The 26,356-nt window shown below is 68.0% G+C and carries 23 protein-coding genes; 8 read left to right on the top strand and 15 right to left on the bottom strand.

All coding sequences use genetic code 11. The features are described from left to right. From holB to mltG, 3 genes are all read right to left on the bottom strand, one after another. Positions 1 to 644 (bottom strand): DNA polymerase III subunit delta' (holB, locus tag DPV74_RS22620; protein WP_119337994.1); only part of this gene is annotated, 644 nt, incomplete at its 3' end. Between the two features lie 19 nt (positions 645 to 663). After that, positions 664 to 1,284, bottom strand: a complete 621-nt coding sequence (tmk, locus tag DPV74_RS22625; RefSeq protein ID WP_027787179.1) for a dTMP kinase — start codon at positions 1,282 to 1,284, stop codon at positions 664 to 666. Next, the gene (gene mltG / locus DPV74_RS22630) at positions 1,284 to 2,303 is read right to left on the bottom strand and encodes an endolytic transglycosylase MltG (RefSeq protein WP_119337995.1); all 1,020 of its coding nucleotides are present in this window, start codon (positions 2,301 to 2,303) and stop codon (positions 1,284 to 1,286) included. Before mltG ends, tmk begins: the two co-directional genes overlap by 1 nt. 77 nt (positions 2,304 to 2,380) lie before the next feature. Here mltG and DPV74_RS22635 point away from each other — a divergent pair, with 77 nt between their 5' ends. Next, complete coding sequence (locus tag DPV74_RS22635) at positions 2,381 to 3,415, top strand: folate-binding protein YgfZ (protein ID WP_060194350.1); 1,035 nt, start codon at positions 2,381 to 2,383, stop codon at positions 3,413 to 3,415. Between the two features lie 76 nt (positions 3,416 to 3,491). Continuing rightward, complete coding sequence (locus DPV74_RS22640; protein ID WP_060084278.1) at positions 3,492 to 4,337, top strand: NRDE family protein; 846 nt, start codon at positions 3,492 to 3,494, stop codon at positions 4,335 to 4,337. A gap of 20 nt (positions 4,338 to 4,357) precedes the next feature. Here the strand turns inward: DPV74_RS22640 and DPV74_RS22645 are convergent, their stop codons facing one another. The 5 genes from DPV74_RS22645 to DPV74_RS22665 all read right to left on the bottom strand — a co-directional run bounded on the left by DPV74_RS22645 (position 4,358) and on the right by DPV74_RS22665 (position 7,114). Continuing rightward, positions 4,358 to 4,798, bottom strand: a complete 441-nt coding sequence (locus tag DPV74_RS22645; protein WP_060084279.1) for a GNAT family N-acetyltransferase — start codon at positions 4,796 to 4,798, stop codon at positions 4,358 to 4,360. 38 nt (positions 4,799 to 4,836) lie between these two features. Next, entirely contained in the window at positions 4,837 to 5,796 is a 960-nt protein-coding gene (locus DPV74_RS22650; protein WP_021162652.1) for an alpha/beta hydrolase, read from the bottom strand. Positions 5,797 to 5,986: 190 nt separating this feature from the next. After that, positions 5,987 to 6,466 carry a PaaI family thioesterase gene (locus DPV74_RS22655; protein WP_011352338.1) on the bottom strand — a complete coding sequence of 160 codons (480 nt, stop codon included), beginning with the start codon at positions 6,464 to 6,466 and terminating at the stop codon, positions 5,987 to 5,989. After that, complete coding sequence (locus tag DPV74_RS22660) at positions 6,463 to 6,777, bottom strand: Dabb family protein (RefSeq protein ID WP_119337996.1); 315 nt, start codon at positions 6,775 to 6,777, stop codon at positions 6,463 to 6,465. The genes DPV74_RS22655 and DPV74_RS22660 overlap by 4 nt, the downstream gene beginning before the upstream one ends. A 25-nt stretch (positions 6,778 to 6,802) precedes the next feature. Next, positions 6,803 to 7,114 carry a hypothetical protein gene (locus tag DPV74_RS22665; protein ID WP_155687563.1) on the bottom strand — a complete coding sequence of 104 codons (312 nt, stop codon included), beginning with the start codon at positions 7,112 to 7,114 and terminating at the stop codon, positions 6,803 to 6,805. A gap of 536 nt (positions 7,115 to 7,650) precedes the next feature. Between DPV74_RS22665 and DPV74_RS22670 the strand changes: the two genes are divergently transcribed. Further along, a complete protein-coding gene (locus DPV74_RS22670; RefSeq protein ID WP_119337997.1) occupies positions 7,651 to 9,792 on the top strand; it encodes a hypothetical protein in 2,142 nt (713 codons plus the stop codon). A gap of 146 nt (positions 9,793 to 9,938) precedes the next feature. Here DPV74_RS22670 and DPV74_RS22675 read toward each other — a convergent pair whose 3' ends face one another. The 5 genes from DPV74_RS22675 to DPV74_RS22695 form a co-directional block, all read right to left on the bottom strand. Beyond that, the gene (locus DPV74_RS22675) at positions 9,939 to 11,339 is read right to left on the bottom strand and encodes a GGDEF domain-containing protein (RefSeq protein ID WP_027787173.1); all 1,401 of its coding nucleotides are present in this window, start codon (positions 11,337 to 11,339) and stop codon (positions 9,939 to 9,941) included. Between the two features lie 261 nt (positions 11,340 to 11,600). Next, entirely contained in the window at positions 11,601 to 12,779 is a 1,179-nt protein-coding gene (locus tag DPV74_RS22680) for an acetyl-CoA C-acyltransferase (RefSeq protein ID WP_027787172.1), read from the bottom strand. A gap of 52 nt (positions 12,780 to 12,831) precedes the next feature. After that, the gene (pncA, locus tag DPV74_RS22685) at positions 12,832 to 13,464 is read right to left on the bottom strand and encodes a bifunctional nicotinamidase/pyrazinamidase (protein WP_027787171.1); all 633 of its coding nucleotides are present in this window, start codon (positions 13,462 to 13,464) and stop codon (positions 12,832 to 12,834) included. 40 nt (positions 13,465 to 13,504) lie between these two features. Further along, the gene (locus DPV74_RS22690; protein WP_027787170.1) at positions 13,505 to 15,589 is read right to left on the bottom strand and encodes a 3-hydroxyacyl-CoA dehydrogenase NAD-binding domain-containing protein; all 2,085 of its coding nucleotides are present in this window, start codon (positions 15,587 to 15,589) and stop codon (positions 13,505 to 13,507) included. A 201-nt stretch (positions 15,590 to 15,790) separates the two neighbouring features. After that, positions 15,791 to 17,434, bottom strand: coding sequence for a 3-(methylthio)propionyl-CoA ligase (locus tag DPV74_RS22695; protein WP_119337998.1), 1,644 nt, complete (start codon positions 17,432 to 17,434; stop codon positions 15,791 to 15,793). A 151-nt stretch (positions 17,435 to 17,585) separates the two neighbouring features. Between DPV74_RS22695 and DPV74_RS22700 the strand changes: the two genes are divergently transcribed. The 5 genes from DPV74_RS22700 to DPV74_RS22720 all read left to right on the top strand — a co-directional run bounded on the left by DPV74_RS22700 (position 17,586) and on the right by DPV74_RS22720 (position 21,395). Continuing rightward, positions 17,586 to 19,154, top strand: a complete 1,569-nt coding sequence (locus DPV74_RS22700; protein ID WP_119337999.1) for a YdiU family protein — start codon at positions 17,586 to 17,588, stop codon at positions 19,152 to 19,154. Between the two features lie 44 nt (positions 19,155 to 19,198). After that, positions 19,199 to 19,630 carry a peptide-methionine (R)-S-oxide reductase MsrB gene (gene msrB / locus DPV74_RS22705; protein ID WP_021163396.1) on the top strand — a complete coding sequence of 144 codons (432 nt, stop codon included), beginning with the start codon at positions 19,199 to 19,201 and terminating at the stop codon, positions 19,628 to 19,630. 123 nt (positions 19,631 to 19,753) lie between these two features. After that, positions 19,754 to 20,284 carry a septation protein A gene (locus DPV74_RS22710; RefSeq protein WP_011352350.1) on the top strand — a complete coding sequence of 177 codons (531 nt, stop codon included), beginning with the start codon at positions 19,754 to 19,756 and terminating at the stop codon, positions 20,282 to 20,284. Position 20,285: 1 nt separating this feature from the next. Next, complete coding sequence (locus DPV74_RS22715) at positions 20,286 to 20,594, top strand: BolA family transcriptional regulator (RefSeq protein ID WP_027787167.1); 309 nt, start codon at positions 20,286 to 20,288, stop codon at positions 20,592 to 20,594. An 18-nt stretch (positions 20,595 to 20,612) separates the two neighbouring features. Then, complete coding sequence (locus DPV74_RS22720; protein ID WP_027787166.1) at positions 20,613 to 21,395, top strand: peptidylprolyl isomerase; 783 nt, start codon at positions 20,613 to 20,615, stop codon at positions 21,393 to 21,395. 175 nt (positions 21,396 to 21,570) lie between these two features. On the opposite strand, the gene DPV74_RS22725 is transcribed toward DPV74_RS22720, so the two are convergent. Then, positions 21,571 to 22,116: a GNAT family N-acetyltransferase gene (locus tag DPV74_RS22725; RefSeq protein ID WP_119338001.1), complete on the bottom strand. Its 546-nt coding sequence runs from the start codon at positions 22,114 to 22,116 to the stop codon at positions 21,571 to 21,573. Positions 22,117 to 22,121: 5 nt separating this feature from the next. Then, positions 22,122 to 26,186, bottom strand: a complete 4,065-nt coding sequence (gene purL / locus DPV74_RS22730; RefSeq protein ID WP_119338000.1) for a phosphoribosylformylglycinamidine synthase — start codon at positions 26,184 to 26,186, stop codon at positions 22,122 to 22,124. Between the last annotated feature and the right edge of the window lie 170 nt (positions 26,187 to 26,356).

Genomic DNA, 26,356 nt, shown 5'->3' on the forward strand with positions numbered 1-26,356 from the left:
GCCTCGGCGAGCAGCGCGTCCGCATGCTCGACGCCCTGCGCCGCGAGCCAGGCCGCGGCCGCGTCGGGCGCCGGCACGGTCATCGGCCACTGCCGGCAGCGGCTGATGATCGTCGGCAGCAGGCGGTCGATACGCGCCGACACGAGCAGGAACACGACGCCGGACGGCGGCTCCTCCAGCGTTTTCAGCAGCGCGTTCGACGCGGCGACGTTGAGCGCCTCGGCCGGATACAGCACGACGACGCGCGCGCCGCCGCGGTGCGAACCGACCCCGCAGAAATCGAGCAGCGCGCGCACCTGCTCGATCTTGATTTCCTTGCTCGGCGCACGGGTCTTCTTGCCGCCTTCGTCCGCGTCGGCCGCTTTCGGGTCGTCCGCGGCGCCCGGCGCCTCGCCCGCCAGCGCCTCGGGCAGCACGATCCGGTAGTCCGGATGGTTGCCCTGCGAGAACCACGTGCAGGCCGCGCAGGCGCCGCACGGCTCGCCGTTCGGCTGCGGCGATTCGCACAGGAAGCCCTGCGCGAGATGCTGCGCGAACTGCAGCTTGCCGATCCCGGCCTGGCCATGCAGCAGCAGCGCGTGCGGCCATTGCGCACGCAGTTGCTGCAGGCGGTTCCAGTCGTCGGTCTGCCACGGATAGATCATGTGGTGCGTTCCTTGCGAATTACAGCGCGGCGAGCACGCGCTCGAGCTGCTGGCGAATCTCGGGAATCGTCCGCGTCGCGTCGACGATCGCGAAACGGTGCGGCGCCTCTTCCGCACGCCGCAGGTATTCGCCGCGCGTGCGCGCGAAGAACGCGTCGGATTCGCTTTCGAACTTGTCGGGCATGCGCGCGGCGCCGCGCCGCTCGCTCGCGACCTGCGGCGCGACGTCGAACAGCACCGTCAGGTCGGGCTGGAAGCCGCCCTGCACCCAGCGCTCGAGCGTCTCGAGCTTGTCGCGCGGCAGCCCGCGGCCGCCGCCCTGGTACGCGAACGTCGCATCGGTGAAGCGATCGGACACGACCCAGTCGCCGCGCGCGAGCGCCGGCTCGATCACGAGCGCGAGATGCTCGCGACGCGCGGCGAACATCAGCAGCGCTTCCGTCTCGAGATCCATCGGCTGGTTCAGCAGGATCTCGCGCAGTTTCTCGCCGAGCTGCGTGCCGCCCGGCTCGCGGGTGACGACGACTTGCCGGCCGGCCGCGGCCAGCTTGCCCTGGAGGCGTTCGCAGAACCATTGCAGGTGGGTGGTCTTCCCCGCCCCGTCGATGCCTTCGAACGTGATGAATTTACCGCTCGCCATTATTGACCTCGTATGTACTTGTCCACGGCCTTGTTGTGGTCGCCGAGCGTGTCCGAGAACACGCTCGTGCCATCGCCTTTCGCGACGAAATAGAGCGCGCTCGTCTGGGCCGGATTGATCGCTGCCTGCAGCGCGGCGACGCCCGGCAACGCGATCGGCGTCGGCGGCAGCCCGCGTCGGGTGTAGGTATTGTAAGGAGTGTCGGCCTGCAGGTCGCGCTTGCGCAGGCGGCCGTCGTACGCGTCGCCGAGCCCGTAGATCACCGACGGATCGGTCTGCAGCGGCATGCCGATGCGCAGCCGGTTCGCGAACACGGCCGCGACGAACGCGCGATCGGCCGCATGGCCCGTTTCCTTCTCGACGATCGACGCAATCGTCAGCACTTCGTAAGGCGTCTTGTACGGCAGGCCCGGCACGCGCGCGGCCCAGGCCTCGTCGAGACGCGTCTGCATCAGATGGTATGCGCGCCGATAGATGTTCAGGTCGCTCGTGCCCTTGTCGAACAGGTAGGTATCGGGGAAGAACAGCCCCTCGCCGCTGCCGCGTTGCACCGCGTTGTCCGGCGCGCCGATCGCGCGCAGCAGCTCGGCGTCGCTCATGCCGGCCGTCGAGTGGGCAAGATCGGGGTTCGCATCGAGTTCCGCGCGCATCCGCTTGAAGGTCCAGCCTTCGATGACCGTCGCGACGTATTCGTTCACGTCGCCGCGCGCGATCTTCTGGAGTACCTCGTACGGCGTGATGCCGGTCTTGAATTCGTAATTGCCGGACTTGAGCCGGCTCGACAGCCCGAGCACGCGCGTCATCGCGACGAAGCCGAGCGGCTCGACCGGCACGCCGCCGCGCCTGAGCTGCAGCGCGACGCTCTTCACGCTGCTGCGCGGCTTGATCGTGACGTCGAGCGATGCGGAACCCAGCAGCAGTGGCCGGGTCGCCCAGTAATACCCGCCGCCCGCGCCGGCAGCGGCCACAACGACGGCCAGCGCCACGATCGTCGCGGCGCATTTCTTCAGTAGGGACATGGAAACGTGACTCAGGTAAGACCCATATAATACTTGCTCGCCTTCGTCAAAGTCAGGGTTGACTGTTCCCTCATTCCATGAGCACACCGTTCGCTTCACCGGCTGCCCAGGCCGCATCTGCCTCGCTCCCCGTTTTTCCCCGCCCGTCCGCCGCCGATTTCGACGCGCCGGGCGCCTGCATGCCGTTGCCGCAGTTCGGCGTGATCGACGTGGCCGGCGACGACGCCGCGACGTTCCTGCACAGCCAGCTCACCAACGACATCGAGCATCTCGACGCCGCGAGCGCGCGGCTGTCCGGCTATTGCTCGCCGAAGGGGCGCCTCCTCGGGTCGTTCCTCGCGTGGCGCGCCGGCCACGGCGTGCGCCTGCTGGTGTCGAAGGACGTGCAGCCCGCCGTGCAGAAGCGGCTGTCGATGTTCGTGCTGCGCGCGAAGGCGAAACTGACGGACGCGAGCGACACGCTCGCGGTGGTCGGCTTCGCGGGCGACGTGCGCGACGTGCTGTCGGGCATCTTCGACGCGCTGCCGGACGGCGTGCACGTGAAGGTCGACGGCCCGGCCGGCACGCTGATCCGCGTGCCCGATGCAGCCGGCCGCAAGCGCTATCTGTGGATCGGCCCGCGCGCGGAAGTCGACGCGCGCGTCGCCGCGCTCGGCGGTACGCTGCCGGTCGTGTCGCCGGCCGTATGGGACTGGCTCGACGTCCGCGCGGGCGAACCGCGCATCACACAGCCTGCCGTCGAACAGTTCGTGCCGCAGATGGTCAACTTCGACGTGATCGGCGCCGTTAACTTTCGCAAGGGATGCTACCCGGGCCAGGAAATCGTCGCACGCAGCCAGTACCGCGGCACGATCAAGCGCCGCACGGCGCTCGCGCACGTCGCCGGCGAGACCGATACCGTGCATGCCGGCGTCGAGCTGTTCCACAGCGACGATCCCGGCCAGCCGTGCGGGATGATCGTCAACGCGGCGGCCGCGCCCGCGGGCGGCGTCGACGCGCTCGTCGAGATCAAGCTCGCCGCGCTCGACAACGGCACGGTGCACCTCGGTTCGGCCGACGGCCCGGTGCTCGCGTTCGACGCGCTGCCGTACGCATGGCCGACGGAAGCGTGACGCACTGACAACCCGTTCGTGCGCCGGCTCGCGAGTCGCAGCCGGCGCCCGATGTTTCCTGCGAGAGATTCGCCCGATGTGTCTGATTGCCTTCGACTGGCAGCCCGATGCCGCCGCCGGTCCCGTCTTTACCCTCACCGCCAACCGCGACGAGTTCTTTCGCCGGACGAGCGCGCCGGTTTCGTGGTGGGAAGATGTCCCGGGCGTACTGGCCGGCCGCGATCTCGAAGCGGGCGGCACGTGGCTCGGCGTCTCGCGCGACGGCCGGTTCGCCGCGCTGACGAACTACCGCGCGCCGTTCGACATCCGCGCCGGCGCGCCGACCCGCGGCAAGCTCGTGTCCGATTTCCTCGGCGGCCCGTCCGTTGCGCCGCTCGACTATCTCGGGCGGCTGGCCGAGCATGCGGCCGTCTACAACGGCTTCAACCTGCTCGTCGGCGACTGGAGGCGGCGCGAACTCGCGTGGTTCTGCAATCGTGCGCCCGAAGGCGAAAGCGGTGTCGCCGCCCCCGTCGCGATCGCGCCCGGCGTGCATGCGCTGTCGAATGCGCGGCTCGATACGCCCTGGCCGAAAGTGGTGCGCAAACGCGCGGAGCTCGGCACGCTGCTCACCGACAATCCGACCCCGTCGCTCGACGACCTGATCGCGTTGATGCGCGACCCGCATGTCGCGGCCGACGACGCGCTGCCGCACACGGGCATTCCGATCGAGCGCGAGCGCGCGCTGTCGGCCGCGTTCATCGAGACGCCCGAATACGGCACGCGCGGCACGACCGCGCTGCGCGTCACGATGAAGGAAGGCGTGCGGCTCACGGTCGAGATCAAGGAGCGCTGCGACGACGACGGTTCGCACCGTACCGTGCGGCCGGGTTCGTTCGAGCGCGCGTTCACGTTCGACCTCGACGCGACCCCGCCGCGCTGAGCACGCGTGCGGGCGCCGTGCTACGGCGCCCGCGCCATCTCGACGTGCGGCACGCCGGCTTCGACGAACGGTTCACCGACCGCCGTGAAGCCGTGCCGCAAGTAGAACGACACGGCCGAATCCTGCGCATAGAGCCGCACGACGATTTCGCCGCGGCGCCGCGCCGCGTCCAGCAGCGCGTCCAATACGGCCGACCCGACGCCCTGGCCGCGTGCATCGGCCAGCACCGCGACGCGGCCGATCGTGCCCGACGGCAGCAGCCGCCCCGTCGCGACCGCGCGGCGTACGCCGGTCGCCGCATCGACCCGGTACGCCACCGCGTGGAGCGACAGCGGATCGTCGTCGTCGAGCTCCCATTCCGGCGGAATCTGCTGCTCGCGCACGAACACCGCGTCGCGGATCCGCGCGGCGTCGCCGCCCAGCACCGTCCAGTCGCCCGTTTCCACCACGCCGTCCGTCATCGCAGCTCTCCACGCGGCGCGCGCGCCGTCAAATGCCGTCAAACGTCGTCGAATGCGGCCTTCAGTGCCGCGACCGCGTCGGCATGCGCGGCCCGCACCTCGGGGATGTAGCCGCCCATCTTGAAGAATTCGTGGATCATCCCCGGATAGCAGACCAGCGTGACCGCATTGCCCGCCGCACGCAACTTCTCCGCATACGCGGCCCCCTCATCGCTCAGCGGATCGTATTCGGCCGTCGCGATCCACGCCGGCGCGACGCCCGCGAACGACGGCGCATCGCGCGTGCCGTCGAGCGGCGCGAAACGCCAGTCGTCGCGGTCCGCCCGATCGCGCACGTATTGCGTGAAGAACCACTGGATCGTGTCCTGCGTCAGCAAGTAGCCGTTCGCGAGCCGTGCGTGCGATCCGGTGTCCTGGTAGCCCGTCACGCCCGGATAGATCAGCATCTGCAGCGCGAGGCGAATGCCCGCATCGCGTGCGAGCACCGCGCAGACGGTCGCGAGCGTGCCGCCCGCGCTGTCGCCGCCGACGGCCAGCCGTTCGGCATCGATGCCGAACGTGGCGGCCTCGCGATGCAGCCATTGCAACGCGTCGTCGGCATCATTCACCGCGGTCGGGAACCGGTGCTCCGGCGCGAGCCGGTAGCCGACCGACAGCACCGCACACTGCGCGTCGTGCGCGAACATCCGGCACAACGCGTCGTGCGTATCGACGCTGCCGACCGTGAAACCGCCGCCGTGGTAGTACACGAGCGCAGGCAGCGGCTCCGCGAGGCTCGGCGCGACCGGCAGGTACAGCCGCGCGCCGATCGTGCGGCCATCGCGTGTCGGGACCACGCACTCCTCGACCGAATGCATCGGCGCCGGTGCGACGTCGAGGATCGGCGCGCTCTTCTCGTACGCGGCGCGCGCCTGCTGCGGCGTCTGGTGATGGTAGGACGGACGTTTCGCGCGCTCGATCATGTCGAGCACCTGGGCGATTTTCGGATTCAGCGGCATCGATAAGGACGGCGCCGGTGCGACGCCGTGAACGGACAAGCGTCACATGATGCCACGCCCTCGTCGCGCAGGCGCGGTGCGCAATCCCGGCCCTCTCTCGGCCTGCCGTGAACGCGTTCGACGGCACACCTGCGCCGTGAAAAACAAAACGGCCCTGCCGGCAAAGCGGCAGGGCCGTGCGTCCCGGCGCTTACGCGTCGCTCGGGCCGGGCTGGGCGTCCGGCGCCGTGCGCGAGCGTTGCCGCTTGATGTCGCGGCCCACCGCGAGCCGCCGCATGTACTTGAACGTGCCGAGCGCCTTCGCGACGAAATTGCCGTCGCTGTCGCGCACTTCGCCTTCGCAGTAGGCCATCGTCGTCGAACGATGCATCACGCGCCCGTAAGCGCGCAACTCGCCGCGCCCCGGCTGCATGAAGTTCACCTTCATCTCGACCGTCACGACGCCGACGCCGTCGTCGGTCAGGCTGCGCGCGGCCATCGCGAGAGCGATGTCCGCGAGCGTCATCGTCACGCCGCCGTGCGCGATGCTCCACGTGTTCATGTGCCGCTCTTCGAGCGGCAGCACGAGCTCGCTCGCCCCGTCCTTCGCGGACACGAGCTGCACGCCGAGCAGGTCGACGAACGGGCTTTCAATCGACGGGCCGTCCGTCGGGGTTGCCGCGTCGCTCATCGTGCGGTGTCGACGATGTAGTCGACGCATTCGCGCGACTCGGCCACCGCGACGACGAATTTCTTCACTTCCTGGTGAACCGGGTGCACCTGGTAGGCATCGAGCGCGGCCTTGTCCGCGAAATCGGACACGAGCACGATGTCGGCGGTCGCGTCGAGGCCGGGCGTTGCCACGCCGACGTCGATCTGCAGCGTGCCCGGCACGAGGTCGCGGCAGCCTTCGAGCTTTTCCTTCAGCTTCAGCGCGTTCTGCGCGCGCGTCGCGCCTTCGGCCGATTCTTTCAACTTCCACATGACGATATGTCGGATCACTTCGGTTGCTCCTGTTCGTTGATGTTCACGAAGCGGGCTCGGCCCGCTTCGTGGCCGGCCGGATGATGCCCGACCAGTCGTCTGCCCGCTTCGCTTGCACACGGTCGCGGCAACGGGGAAAAAACGCGTATCGAATCGGCTGTCGTCCGGCCTTTCCGGCGACGATACGCGCATTTTCACCGTGTCGCTCACCGACGGCGCGATCCGCGCAAGCGGCGGCGATCGCCAAGCCTACCAAACTTGAAGGCTCCGATGGAACGATCGCGCAGCCTTCCATTGAATCGCGGGAACGCGGCTTGCCCGGCTTCGCGCGCGCCGCTTCGGCGTAGGCCTGCATGCCTCGGCAATCGCCCGCGCAAACTCGACGATTCAATTCCGGCACGGCAGCAATCGGCAAAATGAAACGTCATTGCCGATTATTTATTCAGCGAATATCCGGATTCCAATACCCGCCTTCATTAAATCGCATAATTTACCGACTCAATGAGTAATAGTTACGATCGCCTTTTCGCAAAACTGCCTGAAATCAGGAAAACGTGATTGACTTCGATTCTTCCGAAAATTTAGAATCCCCTACAGCGGCTTACGATTGATTTTCTCCCGCCGCACACAAGCCGGCACGCACCTGTACGAACGCCGTCCGCCTTGCCTTTTCTCGCTTCACGTCGGGGCGGCGTCCCTTGCCGTTTCAGCTTTCGGCATTTATCGCCTGTTTGCCGATTTCCTGCTCGATTCACTCACCGCAACAGCATCACATCCTGATTAACACCCGGCATTCACTTGAATGCCCGCGACACGGTACCAAACGGACAACAGATCCGTTCATTCGACCATCTCGATAAAAAATCGCCAGTCATCAGGAGGGACATCAACATGCATCGCCCTGTAAAGTCGCTGTGCCTCGGAATAATCTGCGCCGGCCTGCTCGCGGCCTGCAACGACGACAACGTCGAATCGAACAGCCCGCCGTCGAACAACGCCGCGCTGTCGTTCCGTATGGACGCCGGCGGCCAGATCAACGCGTTCTACCGGCAGGACAAGGTCGCCGCGCACCTGCTGGTGCGCTCGTCGACGAAACCGCGCCTGCTCGTGGTCTTCCCCGCCGGCAACAGCGGCACGGGGCTGTGGTTCGACGACACCGCGCAGCCGGTGAACTGGAGCCTCGACACGCCGCCGTCCGCGCTGTCGGCACCCGACGCGCACGGCCGCCCGCTGTACGGCATCGGCGCCGACGTGTCGGTGGACACCGGCACGCTGACGATCCGCCAGGGCGTGCTCAGCAACGTGCGCTTCCTGCGCGACTTCAACGGCGGCGCAACGATTCCGCAACAGATTCTCGCCGCGCCGACGGTCCAGGGCAGCGCCGCGCAATGGCAACGCGACCGGATCGACGGCGCGCCCGGCTATTCGCTGCGCATCACGTTGCGCGACGGCGGCAGCATCGTGCCGGCTGCGGGCGGCAAGCTCGTCCTGAGCGCACCGGCGGGCTCGCACACGCTGCGGCTGCATGTCGATGCGCTGTCGGGCGAGACGCCGTTGTCGCCGATCACGCGCGCCGACCTGCTCGCGCCGTCGGTGAACCCCGACCCCGTGAGCCAGAACGTGCTCGAATTCCTGAGCTTCCACGACAAGCTGCTGGCGGGCTCGTGGCAGTACGACACCTACTTCGGCCGCGACACGCTGATCTCGGTTCGCATGCTGATGCCCGTGCTCGAACCCGCGGCGATCGAGGCCGGCCTGTCGTCGGTGCTGAGCCGGCTGTCGGCCGACGGCAAGGTCGCGCACGAGGAAGGCATCGGCGAGTTCGCACTCGTCGACAACCAGAAGAACGGGAAACCGAACGATCCGACGCCGACCTACGACTACAAGATGATCGACAGCGACTACCTGCTCGCGCCGATCGCGGCCGCGTGGCTGATCGACGATACGCGCGGCCAGGCGCGTGCGGCTGCGTATCTCGCGCAGCGCGGCAGCGACGGGCAGACCAACGGCGCCCGCCTGGTCGTCAACCTGCTGCACGTCGCGACCACCGCGCAGCCGTTCGCGCAGCAGCCGTCGGTCGCGAACCTGATCCACCTGCGGCCCGGCGAGATCGTCGGCAACTGGCGCGACAGCACCGACGGGCTCGGCGGCGGCGTCTACCCGTATGACGTGAACGCGGTGCTCGTGCCGGCCGCGTTGCGCGCGGCGAACGCGTTCCTCACGCGCGGCCTGCTCGATCCGTACCTGGATGCCGGACAGCGCGCGACGCTCGCTAACACGGCTAACCAGGCGGCCACATGGGAAACGCAGGCGCCGCCACTGTTCCAGGTCAGCGTGCCGGCCGCGCAGGCGACCGCCGACGTGTCGGCCTATGCGCCGTCCGCCGGCGTGCCGGCCGGTGCCGCGCCTGGCGCACCGCTGGCCTTCTACGCGCTGTCGCTCGATCAGCAGGGCAACCCGATTCCGGTGATGAACTCCGATGGCGGCTTCGCGTTGCTGTTCGGCACACCGCCGGACGACCAGCTCCAGCGGATCGTCGCCGACGTCACGCGGCCGTTCCCGACCGGGCTCGTGACCGATGCCGGCATGCTGATCGCGAACCCTGCGTATGCGAGCCAGGCACTGTGGCCGAAATTCACGAGTTCCGCGTATCACGGCACGGTGATCTGGTCGTGGCAGCAGGCGATGTGGGTGGCCGGGCTCGATCGCCAGCTCGCGCGCCAGGACCTGTCGGCCGCGACCCGCACGCTGCTCGCGCAGGCGCGGCAGACGATCTGGCAGGTGATCTCGAACGGGCGCGACATGCGGACGTCGGAGATGTGGACGTGGTCCTACGTGAACGGCAAGTACCAGACCGACGCGTTCGGCACGCGCAGCGCCGATGCGACCGAAGCCAACGCGGCACAGCTCTGGAGTACGACGTATCTCGCGATCCGCGATCCGCAGCAGCGCGCGGGCAAGTACTGGTGGCAGGCGTCGCGGCAGATGCAGGATGCGCAGCCGGAAAACGCCGCGGCCCTGGCATCGCGCTAGCTGCGTATCGCCCGTCGCATGCTGACCGGGCATGCTGAAGCCCCGGGTACGTTACCTCGCCCGGGGCTTGGGCAGAAACCGAAACGATCGACACGCCTTCGGCACGGCCGCGCTGCCGAACGTCCCGCGTGCCGCGCCACCCCGCGTCACCGCGACACGACGCGGTTTCGCCCTTCCCGCTTCGCCTGGTACAACCGTTCGTCGACCACGCGCAGCAACGCGTCGACCGTGCTGCCGTCGACCCCGTATTGCGCGACGCCGACGCTGACCGTCACCTGCACGCGCTTGAAATCGAGCCCGAACGGCGAGCTCGCGATCGACGAGCGCACGCGCTCGGCCGTCATCCGCGCGCCTTCGAGCGGCATCTCGGGCAGCAACGCCATGAACTCCTCGCCGCCGACCCGCGCGAGCCCGCCGGCCGGCCGGATCGCGTCGAGGCACTGACGCACGACGCCGCGCAGCACCTCGTCGCCGATCTGGTGCCCGTACGCATCGTTGATGTTCTTGAAATTGTCGAGATCGAGTGCGAGCAGGCAGAACGGCGTGCCGTCGCGCTCGGCCCGCACCATCTCGCGCTCGACCTGCGCGATGAACTGCCGGCGGTTCGACGCGCCCGTCATCGGATCGGTCGCGGCCATGTATTCGAGCTTCTGGTTCGTGCGCCGCAGTTCCTGCAGCGCGCTCTCGGTGCGCGCCATCGATTCCGACAGCCGGCTCATCAGGTCCTCCTGGCTGTAGATCGCCGAGAACGAGCGCGTCGTCTGCAGCGCCTGCACGACGCCGTAGCTGAGCAGGAAGAAGCCGCCCGCGAAAATCGCGTGCGCGAGCCACCACATGTGATTCCACGGCTTGCCGAGAATGAACGCCAGCGACGACAGCGCAAACGCCATGATCGACACGCCGTAGATCACCATCAGCGGCGAGCGGATCCGGCGCGCGAGCAGCACGGCGACGTTCAGCAGCGAGAACACGAGCGCGCCGCCTTCCATTGACAGCCGCGTGCCCGGCGCGCCCGCGACCGGCGAATACGCGATGTACGCCACGACGACGTTGACGATCACGAAGAACACGATCCACGGCAGCCACGTGCGCACGCTCGTGCGCTTGTCGAAGCGATCGGGCGGACGGGCATAGGACAGCAGGCCCGTGAGCAGCAGGATCGACATCACGAGCCGCGACGCGGGCCCGTACAGCAGGAACAGCCAGATATTGTGATGCGCCATCCCGGTGAACGCACCGTGCAGCGCGTAGATCATCGCGAAGCCGAGAAAGCCGAGTGTCAGCCAGCGCAGCAGCGGTTCGCCGGACGACCGGTAGCACACCCACGTCACGTAGGTAACGAACCCGCCCTCGAGGGTCGCGGCCGCGATCGCGATTTCATGGAACGCGTGGTTCTCGAACACCGCGTGCGGGTCGCTGAAGAACCACAGATAGGCGATCAGATAGGCGGGCAGCAACGCGAATCCGACCAGCAGGCATTTCGCGTAGAGCCTCGCGGCCGCGCTGACGACGCGCGGCGGTTCCCCGGCTGCATAGGTCGTACTCATTCGGTCCCCGGTCGGTCTGCTGCGTTGGTTCGAACCTTCGCGGCACGGATCGTGCGACGCACGATCCGGCCCATCGTGCCGAAAGGCAAATGTCAGAGCAAGTATAGGTGGGGCAAATTGTTTGACAAGTAAGGGGAAACGGCATTGCCCGGCGCACGCCTTTTGCTTCCCGATTGTTTCGAATGGCGGTTCAGTCGCGCCGATTCGCATCGCGGCCGCCTGCCTCGCCGAAGCGAAGCCGCGGCCGCCACCCGCCAAAGATCAGAGGATTTCGAACAGGCCGGCCGCGCCCTGCCCGCCGCCGATGCACATCGTGACGACCACGTACTTCACGCCGCGCCGCTTGCCTTCGATCAGCGCGTGGCCCGTCAGGCGCGCGCCCGACACGCCGTACGGATGGCCGACCGCGATCGCGCCGCCGTTCACGTTCAGGCGATCCTCAGGAATACCGAGCGTGTCGCGGCAGTACAGCACCTGCACCGCGAACGCTTCGTTCAGTTCCCACAGGCCGATATCGTCGACCTTCAGCCCCGCCTGCTTCAGCAGCTTGGGCACCGCGAACACGGGGCCGATGCCCATCTCGTCCGGCTCGCAGCCCGCCACCGCGAAACCGCGGAATACGCCGAGGGGCTGCAGCCCTTCGCGCTGCGCGGCATCGGCGCTCATGACGACGCAGGCCGACGCGCCGTCCGAGAACTGGCTGGCGTTGCCGGCGGTGATCACGCCGCCCGGCACGGCCGACCGGATCTTCGACACGCCTTCGAGTGTCGTGTCCGGGCGGATCCCTTCGTCGGCCGATACCGTCACTTCCTTCGTGAACAGACGGCCCGTGGCCTTGTCGGCGATGCCCGCGAGCACCGTGATCGGCACGATCTCGTCGCGAAAGCGTCCGGCTTCCTGCGCGGCCGCGGCACGCAGTTGCGACTGCACGCCGTACTCGTCCTGCCGCTCCTTCGAGATGCCGTAGCGCTTCGCGACGTTCTCGGCCGTCTGCAGCATGTTCCAGTAGATCTCGGGCTTGTGCTGCGCGAGCCAGCCTTCCTGGATCATGTGGTGGTTCATCTCGTTCTGCACGCACGAGATCGATTCGACGCCGCCCGCGACGTACACCTCGCCTTCGCCCGCGATGATCCGCTGCGCGGCCAGCGCGATGGTCTGCAGCCCCGACGAGCAGAAGCGGTTCACGGTCATCCCCGGCACGCTCACGGGCAGCCCCGCGCGCAAGGCGATCTGCCGCGCGATGTTCGCGCCGGTCGCGCCTTCGGGGTTCGCGCACCCCATGATCACGTCCTCGACGCGCGCGGGGTCGAGCTTCGCGCGTTCGAGTGCGGCCGCGACCACGTGGCCGCCGAGCGTCGCGCCGTGCGTCATGTTGAAAGCACCGCGCCAGGATTTCGCCAGCGGCGTGCGGGCGGTCGATACGATTACGGCTTCGGTCATGCGAGTCTCCTTCGGTCCTGCTTCATGTCCTGCATCGAATGGGGAAAATGCGCTACGCCGCCGGGCGCGCGCCCGCGGACGTCACATGCGCGACGCCCGCTGCCTGCATCTGCTGCCATGCGTGGGCGAGCGACCCGTTCAGGTCGATCGCGCGGCACGCATCGTTGATCACCGCGGCGTCGAAACCGGCCGCACGCGCGTCGAGCGCCGACCACGCGACGCAATAGTCGGTCGCGAGCCCGCAGCACCACACGCGCTTCGCACCGAGCTCGCGCAGATAGCCCGCGAGCCCCGTGCGCGTCGTGCGATCCGCTTCGACGAACGCGGAATAGCTGTCGACCTGCGCGTCGCCGCCCTTGCGGATGACGAGCCGCGCATGCGGGATGTCGAGGTCGCGATGCAGCGCCGCGCCGTCGGTGTCCTGCACGCAGTGCACGGGCCACAGCACCTGCTCGCCGTACGGCAGCGCGAGCGTGGAGAACGGTTCGCGGCCCGGATGGTTCGCCGCGAACGACACGTGCTCGCGCGGGTGCCAGTCCTGCGTCAGCACGACCTGGTCGAAGCGCCGCGCCAGCGCGTTGATCACCGGCACGACCGCGTCGCCGTCGGGCACCGCGAGCGCGCCGCCCGGCATGAAGTCGTATTGCACGTCGATCACGAGCAGTACGTCGTCGGTGTGTCTCATTGCGTTTCTCCGGGTGTTCGTCGCGCCGCGATCCGGCGCGTCAGCCGTTGAACCCGCGGCCAGCCTTCGCGAGCTCGGCGATCGACGGCGCGAGCTGCCATGCGTCGCCGTTCGGCGCGGCCGCGTAGCGGCGAATCGCGCGCTCGACGTTGTAGAGGCCGACCACGTCCGCGTACAGCATCGGGCCGCCCCGCCACAGCGGGAAGCCATAGCCGGTCAGGTAGACCATGTCGATGTCGGACGCCTTCGACGCGATCTTCTCCTCGAGGATCTTCGCGCCTTCGTTCACCAGCGCGAACACGAGCCGCTCGACGATCTCGTCGTCGCCGATCTTGCGCCGCTCGACGCCGCGCTCCTTCGAATACGCGACGACCATCTCGTCGACGAGCGACGACGGCTTTGCCTTGCGCTCGCCCGGCACGTAGTCGTACCAGCCGGCGCCCGTCTTCTGGCCGAAGCGGCCCTGCTCGCACAGGCGGTCGGCGATCTTCGAGTACTGCAGGCCGGGCTGCTCGACATAGCGGCGCTTGCGGATCGCCCAGCCGATGTCGTTGCCGGCGAGGTCGCTCATCCGGAACGGACCCATCGCGAAACCGAATTTCTCGATCGCGCGATCGACCTGCGCGGGCAGCGCGCCTTCCTCGAGCATGAAGAGCGCCTGGCGGATGTACTGCTCGATCATCCGGTTGCCGATGAAGCCGTCGCACACGCCCGACACGACCGCCGTCTTGCGGATCTTCTTCGCCACGGCCATCACGGTGGCAAGCACGTCCTTCGCGGTCTGCGCGCCGCGCACGACCTCGAGCAGCTTCATCACGTTCGCCGGGCTGAAGAAATGCATGCCGACGACGTCCTGCGGACGCTTCGTGAATGCCGCGATCTTGTCGACGTCGAGCGTCGACGTGTTCGACGCGAGGATCGCGCCCGCCTTCGCGACTTCGTCGAGCTTCCTGAACACCTGCTCCTTCACGCCGAGTTCCTCGAACACGGCCTCGACGATCAGGTCGGCATCCTTCAGGTCGTCGTAGGACAGCGTCGGCGTGATCAGCGCCATGCGCGCGTCGAGCTTCTCCTGCGTGAGCTTGCCCTTCTTCACCTGCGCGTCGTAGTTCTTGCGGATCGTCGCGACGCCGCGCTCGAGCGCTTCCTGTTTCGTTTCGAGCAGCGTGACGGGCAGCCCTGCGTTCACGAAGTTCATCGCGATGCCGCCGCCCATCGTGCCCGCGCCGATCACGCCGACACGGCGAATCTCGCGCAGCGGCGTATCGGACGGCACGTCGGGAATCTTGCTCGCCGCGCGCTCACCGAAGAAGGCATGCCGCAGCGCGCGGCTTTCCGGCGTCATCATCAGCGCGACGAAACCCTCGCGCTCGGCGATGCTGCCCTTGTCGAAGCCGTGCAGCACGCCGGCCTCGATCGCGTCGATGCACTTGTGCGGCGCGGGGAAATTCGGTGCGGCGGCCCGGGCCGAGTTGCGCGCGAACTGGATGAAGCCCGCGGCGTTCGCGTGGACGATCTTGCGATCGCGCACGCGCGGATGCGGCCCCTTCTGCGCACCGGCCTTGCGCGCGAACGCGACGGCCGCGTCGAGCAGGTCGCCGTCGGCCATCTCGTCGAACAGCCCGCTCTTCGCGAGTTGCTCCGACGGCACGGGCGCGCCCGACACGATCATGTTCAGCGCGGTTTCGAGCCCCACCGCGCGCGGCAGGCGCTGCGTGCCGCCCGCGCCCGGCAGCAGGCCGAGCTTCACCTCGGGCAGCGCGACCTGCGCGCCGGGTGCCGCGACACGGTAATGCGCGCCGAGCGCGAGCTCGAGGCCGCCGCCCATCACGACGCTGTGCAGCGCCGCGACGACGGGCTTCGCGCTCGCCTCCACCGCGCGGATCACGGTGTGCAGCGTCGGCTCCTGGAGCGCCTTCGGCGTATTGAATTCGGTGATGTCGGCGCCGCCCGAGAATGCGCGTCCTGCGCCGGTCAGCACGATGGCCGTGACCGACGGGTCCTGCGCGGCGCGATCGAGCGCGTCCATGACGCCCTGACGGGTCGACAGGCCGAGCCCGTTGACGGGCGGATTGTTGAGCGTAAGGACGGCCACGCCGTCGCGAGTCGAGTAATCCACTGCCATCTGCCTGCCTCCATGCATCGCGCGCCGGGGTGGCTGCGCTTCATTGTGCGCGGTCGAACAGCCGCATGTCCGGTTGAACGCAGGCAGCATACAACGAAAAAGCACGGTCGTTCAATTTGAATTTTGCTGCCGATCCGGGGACGGATCGGGCGACCGTTTCGCGAGCCGCTTGCGGCCCGGGCGCAGACGTTACGGCTCGCGTTACGACTCGCCGACCGCCGTCGGCAACACGTAATCGCGGAATGTCTCGCGCAGCTTCAGCTTCTGCAGCTTGCCGGTCGCGGTGTGCGGCAGCGAGTCGACGAACACGACGTCGTCGGGAATCCACCATTTCGCGACTTTGCCTTCGTAGAACGCGAGCAGCGCGTCACGGTTCAGGTTCGCCCCTTCGCGCGGCACCACGACGAGCAGCGGGCGCTCGGTCCATTTCGGGTGCGCACAGGCGATGCAAGCGGCCTCGGCCACGCCCGGGTGCGCGATCGCGACGTTCTCGATGTCGATCGAGCTGATCCACTCGCCGCCCGACTTGATCACGTCCTTGCTGCGGTCGGTGATCTGCAGGAAGCCGTCGGGGTCGATCGTCGCGACGTCGCCGGTCGGAAACCAGCCGTCCGACAGCGGCGACGTATCGCCGCGAAAGTAGTGGTCGATCACCCACGGGCCGCGCACCTGCAGCTCGCCGAACGCGACGCCGTCCCAGGGCAGCTCGTGGCCGTCCTCGCCGACGATGCGCATGTCGACGCCGCAGATCACGCGCCCCTGCTTCTCGAGCAGCTTGCGCTGCGCGTCGAGCGGCCGCTGCGACTGCGCCCAGTTGAGCTTCGCGAGCGTGCCGAGCGGCGACAGTTCGGTCATCCCCCAGGCATGGATCACGCGCACGCCGTATTCGTCCTCGAAGGTGCGCAGCATCGCGGGCGGGCACGCGGAGCCGCCGATCACCGTGCGGTTCAGCGTCGAGAAGCGCACACCGGCCTCGCGCATGTAGTTGAGCAGGCCGAGCCACACGGTCGGCACGCCCGCGGAGAACGTCACGCGCTCGGCTTCCATCAGCTCGTACAGCGATTTCCCGTCGAGATCCTTGCCGGGCAGCACGAGCTTGCCGCCCGTGAGCGGCACCGCGTACGGCAGCCCCCACGCGTTGACGTGGAACATCGGCACGACGGGCAGCACCGCGTCCATCGCGGACAGGTTCATCGCGTCCGGCAACGCGGCACCGTACGCGTGCAGCACGGTCGAGCGGTGCGAATACAGCACGCCCTTCGGGTTGCCGGTCGTGCCCGACGTGTAGCAGAGCCCCGACGCCTGCTGCTCGTCGAGGCGCGGCCAGTCGTAGCGGCCGTCCTCCGCTTCGACGAGCGTTTCGTAGCACAGGAACGGCGTCGTGCCGGACGGCAGATGTGCGGCGTCCGTCATCGCGACCCAGCCCTTCACGTGCGGGCACTGCGGCGCGATCGCATCGACGAGCGGGGCGAAATTGATGTCGAAGAAGACGTAGCGGTCTTCCGCGTGATTGACGATGTACGCGATCTGCTCGGGGAACAGACGCGGGTTGATCGTGTGGCACACGGCCCCCATGCCGCCGATCCCGTAATACGCTTCCAGATGCCGGTAGCCGTTCCACGCCAGCGTGCCGACGCGATCGCCGGTTTCGACGCCGAGCCGCGCGAGCGCCTGCGCCAGTTGCTTCGCGCGGCGTTCGCAATCGCGGTACGTGTAGCGATGCAGATCGCCTTCCACGCGCCTCGATACGATCTCCGTGTCGCCGGCATGTCGCGCGGCATGAGAAATCAGCGAGGACACCAGCAACGGCATGTCCATCATCTGGCCCAGCAACGGCTTACCCATCGTCTTGTTCTCCGTGAGGATGCGAATCGGTGACCAGCCTCTGCGGCGCGCCCGTCAGCGGCCCCGGACGGGCGTCGCGCATGGCGCGCGGGCCGCCATGCGGGCGGCGCGGCGCCGCCTTACAATATCGGCTTACCCAGAGGCGCTCAACATGTCGTTTTCCCGAAGCGCAGCCGATACGGCTGACACCCTCCCCGACCTCGCCGCCACGCTCCGCGCGCCCGCCGCCGGCGCGTTCGTCGCGCTCGGCGACGCGTTTCATACGCGGCTGCCGGCCGCGCCGCTTGCCGCGCCGTACGTCGTCGGCTTTTCCGGCGAAGTCGCGCACCTGCTCGACCTGCCGCCGTCGCTCGCCGCGCAGCCCGGCTTCGCCGAGCTGTTCGCCGGCAACCCGACGCGCGACTGGCCCGCGCACGCGATGCCGTACGCATCGGTGTATTCCGGCCACCAGTTCGGCGTGTGGGCGGGCCAGCTCGGCGACGGCCGCGCGCTGACGATCGGCGAGCGCACCGGCACCGACGGCCGCCGCTACGAATTGCAGCTGAAAGGCAGCGGCCGCACGCCGTATTCGCGGATGGGCGACGGCCGCGCGGTGCTGCGCTCGTCGATCCGCGAATTCCTGTGCTCGGAAGCGATGCATCACCTCGGCATCCCGACCACGCGCGCCCTGACGGTGATCGGTTCCGACCAGCCGGTGGTGCGCGAGGAAATCGAGACGTCGGCCGTCGTCACGCGCGTGTCGGAGAGCTTCGTGCGCTTCGGCCACTTCGAGCACTTCTTCTCGAACGATCGCCCCGACCTGCTGCGCCAGCTCGCCGATCACGTGATCGACCGCTTCTATCCGGATTGCCGCCACGCCGACGATCCATACCTCGCGCTGCTCGAAGCGGCGACGCTGCGCACGGCGGATCTCGTCGCGCAGTGGCAGGCCGTCGGCTTCTGCCACGGCGTGATGAACACCGACAACATGTCGATCCTCGGCGTGACGATCGACTACGGCCCGTTCGGTTTCGTCGATGCGTTCGATGCGAACCACATCTGCAACCACTCGGATACGAACGGCCGCTATGCGTACCGGATGCAACCGCGCATCGCGCACTGGAACTGCTACTGCCTCGCGCAGGCGCTGCTGCCGCTGATCGGGCTGCAGCACGGCATCGCCGACGACGATGCGCGCGCCGAGCGCGCGGTGGACGACGCGCAGGCCGTGCTCGCGAAGTTCCCGGAACGTTTCGGTCCCGCGCTCGAGCGCGCGATGCGCGCGAAGCTCGGCCTCGAGCTCGAACGCGAGAACGATGCCGACCTCGCGAACAAGCTGCTCGAGACGATGCATGCGAGCCACGCGGATTTCACGCTGACGTTCCGCCGGCTCGCACAGGTCTCGAAGCACGACGCGAGCCGCGACGCACCCGTGCGCGACCTGTTCATCGACCGCGACGCGTTCGATGCGTGGGCGAACCTCTACCGCGCGCGGCTGTCCGAGGAAACGCGCGACGACGCGACACGCGCGGCCGCGATGAATCGCGCGAACCCGAAATACGTGTTGCGCAACCATCTGGCCGAAGTCGCGATCCGGCGCGCGAAGGAAAAGGATTTTTCGGAAGTCGAGCGGCTCGCGCAGATCCTGCGCCGGCCGTTCGACGAACAACCGGAGCATGAAGCGTACGCGGCGTTGCCGCCCGACTGGGCCGGGTCGCTCGAAGTGAGCTGCTCGTCCTGAAGCCCGCAACCCGCGCGTATCGACCGACCGATCAGGAGAACCCCATGTCCCACGATTCCGACGACAAGACCTTCCCGTACCAGAAGGACGACGCCGAGCTGCGCCGGCGGCTCACGCCGATGCAGTACGAAGTCACGCAGCACGCGGCAACCGAGCGTGCGTTCACCGGCGAATACACCGACACCGAAGACGCCGGCATCTACAAGTGCGTTGTCTGCAGCACGCCATTGTTCGAATCCGGCTCCAAGTTCCACTCAGGCTGCGGCTGGCCCAGCTACTTCAAGCCGCTCAACGGCGAGGTGATCGACGAGAAGGTCGACTACTCGCACGGGATGGTGCGCGTCGAGGTCCGCTGCAACCACTGCGGCGCGCATCTCGGCCACGTCTTCGAGGACGGCCCGCGCGACAAGACCGGTTTGCGCTACTGCATCAATTCGGCTGCGTTAAACTTCGAGTCCCGACCCGAAAACGAATGAGCGGCGCCGGGCGGATCGGCGGGGCACCCCGCGCCGCCGCCCCGATCCGCTCCGGCGGTGCCTGGCGGGTCCCTACAACGGTGAAAGGCCGCGCAAGCGGCCTTTCACGCAGCTGCGAGCGCCATGAAATTCCTGTTCGATCTGTTTCCGATCATCCTGTTTTTTGCCGCCTTCAAGGTCTGGGGCATCTTTACCGCCACCGCCGTCGCGATCGTCGCGACGCTGGCCCAGGTCGCGTGGGTCGCCTTCCGGCACCGGAAGGTCGACACGATGCTGTGGGTCAGCCTGGGCGTGATCGTCGTTTTCGGTGGTGCCACCCTCGTCCTGCACGACGAGAAATTCATTCAATGGAAACCGACTGTGCTGTACTGGCTGTTTGCGATCGGGCTGCTCGCCGCGCGCTATGCGTTCGGCAACAACCTGATCGAGAAGATGATGGGCAAGCAGCTCACGCTGCCGCACCCCGTGTGGGACAAACTGAACGTCGCGTGGGCGCTGTTCTTCGCGGTGCTCGGCGTCGCGAACCTGTACGTGGTGCACAACTTCACCGAGTCGCAATGGGTGAACTTCAAGCTGTTCGGCACGACGGGCGCGATGGTCGTATTCATCATCCTGCAGAGCCTGTGGCTCACGAAATACCTGAAGGACGAGTGACATGACGGACGCCTTTCTCCACGCGTCGCCCGACGAACGCATCGCGCTGATCGAGGCGCGCCTCACCGCAGCGCTCGCCCCGCTGTCGCTCACTGTGCGCGACGACAGCGCGCAGCACGCGGGCCACGCCGGCGCGGCCGCCGGCGGCCACTTCACGGTCACGATCGTGTCGGCCGCGTTCGCGGGCAAGCCGCGCGTCGCGCGGCACCGGCTGGTGTATGATGCGCTCGCTGATGCGATGCAGCGCGGCATTCACGCGCTCGCGATCGTGGCTTACACGCCCGAAGAATTCAACGAATCTTCAATCTAGTCTCATTAGGAATTCCCGATGATCCTGAAATCCCCCCGCCTGTGGGTCGCGGCGGCTGCTTTCGCAGCGGCACCGGCATTTGCCCAGAACATCGCCGTCGTCAACGGCACGCCGATTCCGAAGTCGCGCGCGGACGCGATGGTCGCCCAGCTCGTGCAGCAAGGCCAGACCGACAGCCCGCAGCTGCAGCAGGCCGTGCGCCAGGAACTCGTGAACCGCGAAATCCTGATGCAGGAAGCAATCCGTGAAGGCATCCCGAACCGTCCGGACGTGAAGGCGCAGGTCGCCGTCGCGCAGCAGACCGTCGTGCTGCGTTCGATGATCGAGAGTTTCCTGAAGAAGAACCAGCCGACCGACGCCGAAGTGAAGGCGCGCTACGACGACCTCGTCAAGGGCGCCGGCGGCAACCGCGAATACCACCTGCACCACATCCTCGTCAGCGACGAGCAGCAGGCGAAGGACCTGATCGCGAAGATCAAGGCCGGCGCGAAGTTCGAGGATCTCGCGAAGCAGTTCTCGAAGGATCCGGGCTCGGGCAAGAACGGCGGCGATCTCGACTGGTCCGACCCGAAGGCGTACGTGCCGGAATTCGCGGCGGCCGCACAGAAGCTGCAGAAAGGCCAGATGACCGACACGCCGGTGAAGACGCAGTTCGGCTGGCACATCATCCGCGTCGACGACATCCGCGACATCGCGCCGCCGCCGCTCGATCAGGTGAAGGCACAGATCGCGCAGCAGCTCGTGCAGCAGAAGCTGCAGGCGTTCGAGGAAGGTCTGCGCCAGCAGGCAAAGATCCAGTAACGCAGGCGCTCGCCGCTCGCGCATCGAAAAGCCGCTCCCCGGAGCGGCTTTTTTGTTGCCCGCAGTGCCCGCAGGCTGGCCACAAGCGCATCACGATGTGCGGCGTTCCCACCAAAGAAAAGGCCGCTCCGAAGAGCGGCCTTTGCCATATGCCTGATCGGCTCGCGCCGCAGACTTACGCGGGATGGAACACGTCGTGATAACGAACGTCGCCTGACGGCCGCGGCGCCGAGTCGTCGAGCGACAGCGCAAGGAAATACTCGGGCGGTACGCCCGGGAACACGATGTCGCCGGACGGCGCAAAGCCGAAACGCGTGTAGTACGCGGGCTCCCCGAGCAGGACGCAGCCGCGCGCACCGAGGCGGCGCAACGCGTCGAGCCCCGTGCGCACCAGCCCCGTGCCGATGCTCTGCCGCTGGCAGTCGGGCAGCACCGCGAGCGGCGCGAGCCCGTACCAGCCCTGGCTGCCGGGCGCCTCGCCGCCGATCGACACCGGCGAGAACGCGACGTGCCCGATCAGGCGGCCGTCGCGTTCCGCGACGAGCGAGACGCTCAACGCACTGTCCGCACGCAACGTGTCGACGATCCGCCGTTCGAACTGCCCGCCTTCCGGCTCGCCCGCGAACGCGGCGACGATCACGCGGCCGATCGCGTCGGCCTCGCTCGCGCGCTCGTCGCGCAGCGTGACGACCTCGACCGGCGCGTTCGGATCGAACATCATCCCGATCAGCCGATCCAGCGGCGCGCGTTGCGGAACACGCGCATCCACGGGCTCGCTTCACCCCAGCTTTCCGGGTGCCAGCTCATCGCGACCGTACGATGCACGCGCTCCATGTGCGGCATCAGCACCGAGAAGCGGCCGTCGGCCGTCGTGACCGACGTGATGCCGGCCGGCGAGCCGTTCGGGTTGAACGGATAACGCTCGGTTGCTTCGCCGCGGTGGTCGACGAAGCGCATCGCGACCGCGACGCGATCGATGTCGCCCTGTTGCGAGAAGTCCGCATAACCTTCGCCGTGCGCGACCGCGACCGGAATCCGCGAGCCTTCCATCCCCGCGAAGAAGATCGACGGCGATTTCTCGACTTCGACGAACGAGAAACGCGCCTCGAACTGCTCGGACTTGTTGCGCGTGAACTTCGGCCAGGCTTCCGCACCCGGGATCATCGACGAGATGCTCGACAGCATCTGGCAGCCGTTGCAGATGCCGAGCGCGAACGTGTCGGGACGCGCGAAGAACGCCGAGAACATGTCGGCGAGATTCGCGTTGAAGCGGATCGTCTTCGCCCAGCCTTCGCCCGCGCCCAGCACGTCGCCGTACGAGAAGCCGCCGCACGCGACCGCCCCCGCGAAATCGGCAAGATTCGCGCGGCCGGCCAGCAGGTCGCTCATGTGCACGTCGTGCGCATCGAAGCCCGCGCGGTCGAACGCGTAGGCCGTTTCGAGATGCGAGTTCACGCCCTGCTCGCGCAGGATCGCGACGCGCGGCCGTGCGCCCGTCGCGATGAACGGCGCCGCGATGTCGTCGGCCGGATCGAAGCTCAGCACCGGCGAGATGCCCGGGTCGGCCACGTCCAGCAGCGCGTCGTATTCGGCATCCGCGCACGCGGGGTTGTCGCGCAGGCGCGCGATGCGCCAGCTCACTTCGCTCCACGCACGATGGAGTTCGGCGCGCGGTGCGTCGAAAATCTTCTTCGCGTCGCGGTACACCTCGATCACGTCGCGATCGTTGACCGAGCCGATCACGTGCGAGCACGCCGACAGGCCGAACTCGCGCAGCGCGCCCAGCACCGCGTCGCGGTCGGTCGCGCGCACCTGCACGACGGCGCCCAGTTCCTCGGAGAACAGCGCGCGCAGCGTGCGATCCTCGCGGCGGCCGCTCGTCTGCTTCGCCCAGTCCTTCGCGTCGCCGTAGTCGGATTCATGATTCGGGTCGAGCGTCAGCATGTCGACGTTCAGCGACACGCCCGCGTGGCCCGCGAACGCCATTTCGCACACCGTCGCCCACAGGCCGCCGTCCGAGCGATCGTGGTACGCGAGCAGCTTGTCTTGCGCATTGAGCGACTGGATCGCGTTGAAGAAACGCTTCAGGTCTTCCGCATCGTCGACGTCCGGCGTCGTGTCGCCGACCTGCTGCGTGACCTGCGCGAAGATGCTGCCGCCCATCCGGTTCTTGCCGCGGCCGAGATCGATCGCGATCAGCACGCTGTCGCCCGCATCGGCGATGCGGCGCAGTTGCGGCGTCAGGTGACGGCGCACGTCCTCGACCGGCGCGAACGCGGAGATGATCAGCGACACCGGCGACACCACTTCCTTCGCGACGCCCTGCTCGTCCCACTTCGTCTTCATCGACAGCGAGTCCTTGCCGACCGGGATGCCGATCCCGAGTGCCGGGCACAGCTCCATGCCGATCGCCTTGACCGTGTCGAACAGCGCGGCGTCCTCGCCGGCCGTGCCGCACGCGGCCATCCAGTTCGCCGACAGCTTCAGCTTGTCGAGCGACGCGATCGGCGCGCTCGCGATGTTCGTGATCGCCTCGCCGACCGCCATGCGGCCCGATGCGGGCGCGTCGATCACCGCGAGCGGCGTGCGTTCGGCCATCGTCATCGCCTCGCCCTTGAACCCCGCGTAGTCGAGTGCGGTGACCGCGCAGTCGGCCACCGGCACCTGCCACGGGCCGACCATCTGGTCGCGCACCGACGTGCCGCCGACCGAGCGGTCGCCGATCGTGATCAGGAACGACTTGCTGCCGACCGTCGGGTGCTTCAGCACGTCGATCGCGACTTCCGACAGCGCGATGCCCGTCACGTCGACCGGCGCACGCTCGGTCGTCACGCGCGTGACGTCGCGATGCATGCGCGGCGGCTTGCCGAGCAGCACTTCCATCGGCATGTCGACCGGGTATTCGTCGGCGCCCGTCGCTTCGTCGTCGACGAGCTTCAGCTGGCGTTCGTCGGTCGCGACACCGACCACCGCGAACGGGCAGCGTTCACGCGCGCAGATCGCCTCGAAACGCGGCAGGTCGGCCGGCGCGATCGCCAGCACGTAGCGCTCCTGCGCTTCGTTCGACCAGATTTCGCGCGGCGACAGGCCCGATTCCTCGAGCGCGACCTTGCGCAGCTCGAAGCGCGCGCCCTTGCCCGCGCCGTCGACGATCTCGGGGAACGCATTCGACAGGCCGCCCGCGCCGACGTCGTGGATGCTCAGGATCGGGTTTTCCGCGCCGAGCTGCCAGCAGCCGTTGATCACTTCCTGTGCGCGACGTTCGATTTCCGGGTTGCCGCGCTGCACCGAGTCGAAGTCGAGCTCGGCCGTGTTCGCGCCGGTCGCCATCGAGCTCGCGGCGCCGCCGCCCATCCCGATCCGCATGCCGGGGCCGCCGATCTGGATCAGCAGCGAGCCGGCCGGCACGTCGTGCTTGTGCGTATGCTGATCCGCGATGTTGCCGAGGCCGCCCGCGATCATGATCGGCTTGTGATAGCCATGCACCTTCCCGCCGACGTTCTGCTCGTACACGCGGAAGTAGCCGCCGAGGTTCGGGCGGCCGAATTCGTTGTTGAACGCGGCGCCGCCGAGCGGGCCGTCGATCATGATCTGCAGCGGCGACGCGATGCGATCCGGACGGCCGTACGGGCCGTGCGCGTCGTTCGGGTTGCGCTCGCCGACGGGCTGCGCGGCGTCGCGCGCGTTTTCCCACGGCTGGCGGGCGTCCGGCAGGTCAAGGTTCGACACGGTGAAGCCCGTCAGGCCGGCCTTCGGACGCGCGCCGCGGCCCGTCGCGCCTTCGTCGCGGATCTCGCCGCCCGCGCCGGTCGCCGCCCCCGGGAACGGCGAGATCGCCGTCGGGTGGTTGTGCGTCTCGACCTTCATCAGCGTGTGCGTGAGCTCGGTGTGGCGGCCGTAGCGCTCGCCCGGCTCGCCGGCCGCGCCTGCGTTGCGCGGGAACCAGCGTTCGGCTTCGGCGCCGACCATGATCGACGAGTTGTCCGAATAGGCGACGATCGTGCCCTGCGGGCTCAGCTTCTCGGTGTTGCGGATCATCGCGAACAGCGACATGTCCTGCGCTTCGCCGTCGATGGTCCACTGCGCATTGAAGATCTTGTGGCGGCAGTGTTCGCTGTTCGCCTGCGCGAACATCATCAGTTCGACGTCGGTCGGGTTGCGTTCGAGCTTGCGGAACGCGTCGACGAGGTAGTCGATCTCGTCGTCGGCGAGCGCGAGGCCCAGCTCGACGTTCGCGCGCTCGAGCGCACCGCGGCCGATACCCAGCACGTCGACGGTCGAGAGCGGCTTGGCCGGCAGTTCGTCGAACAGGTGCTGCGCGTCGTCGCGCGCCGCGACCACGCTTTCGGTCATCCGGTCATGCAGCGCAGCCGCGACGGCCGCGCGCGCGTCGTCCGACAGCGCCTTCTTGCCGCCGAGCAGGCCCGACTTCAGCGTGACCGTGAATTCGACGCCGCGCTCGATGCGGCGCACGTGCGTGAGGCCGCAGTGCTGGGCGATGTCGGTCGCCTTGCTCGCCCACGGCGAAACCGTGCCGAAACGCGGCAGCACGACGAAGGTCTCGGTCGTGCCCTTCTCGGCCGCCGGCTCGAACGACGCGCCGTAGTGCATCAGCGCGTCGATGCGCGCGCTGTCGTCGGCCGACAGCGGCTCGGCCGCATTGACGAAGTGCAGGAACTGCCCGCGCACCGCGACGATGTTGGCGTCGATTTGCCTGAGCGTGTCGAGCAGACGGGTTTGACGGAAATCGGAGAGGGCCGAAGCGCCGGGAAAACACGAGAAGTGAGCCATGGGCTGGACTGACGTCGATGAGTCGCGCGAGGTGGCGACGTGGGGCGAAAGGAAGGCCGTAATTATACCCGGAAGTCGGTCGCCCAAGACCGGCCGATCGGCAACCCGCATGCACCGCATCGGTGCCGCGATGTCCACCGCACGCGGCCTGCCCGCCGGGCCGCCCCGCG

The sequence above is a fragment of the Burkholderia sp. HAN2018 genome (genome assembly GCF_024704855.1).
Taxonomy (GTDB): domain Bacteria; phylum Pseudomonadota; class Gammaproteobacteria; order Burkholderiales; family Burkholderiaceae; genus Burkholderia; species Burkholderia cepacia.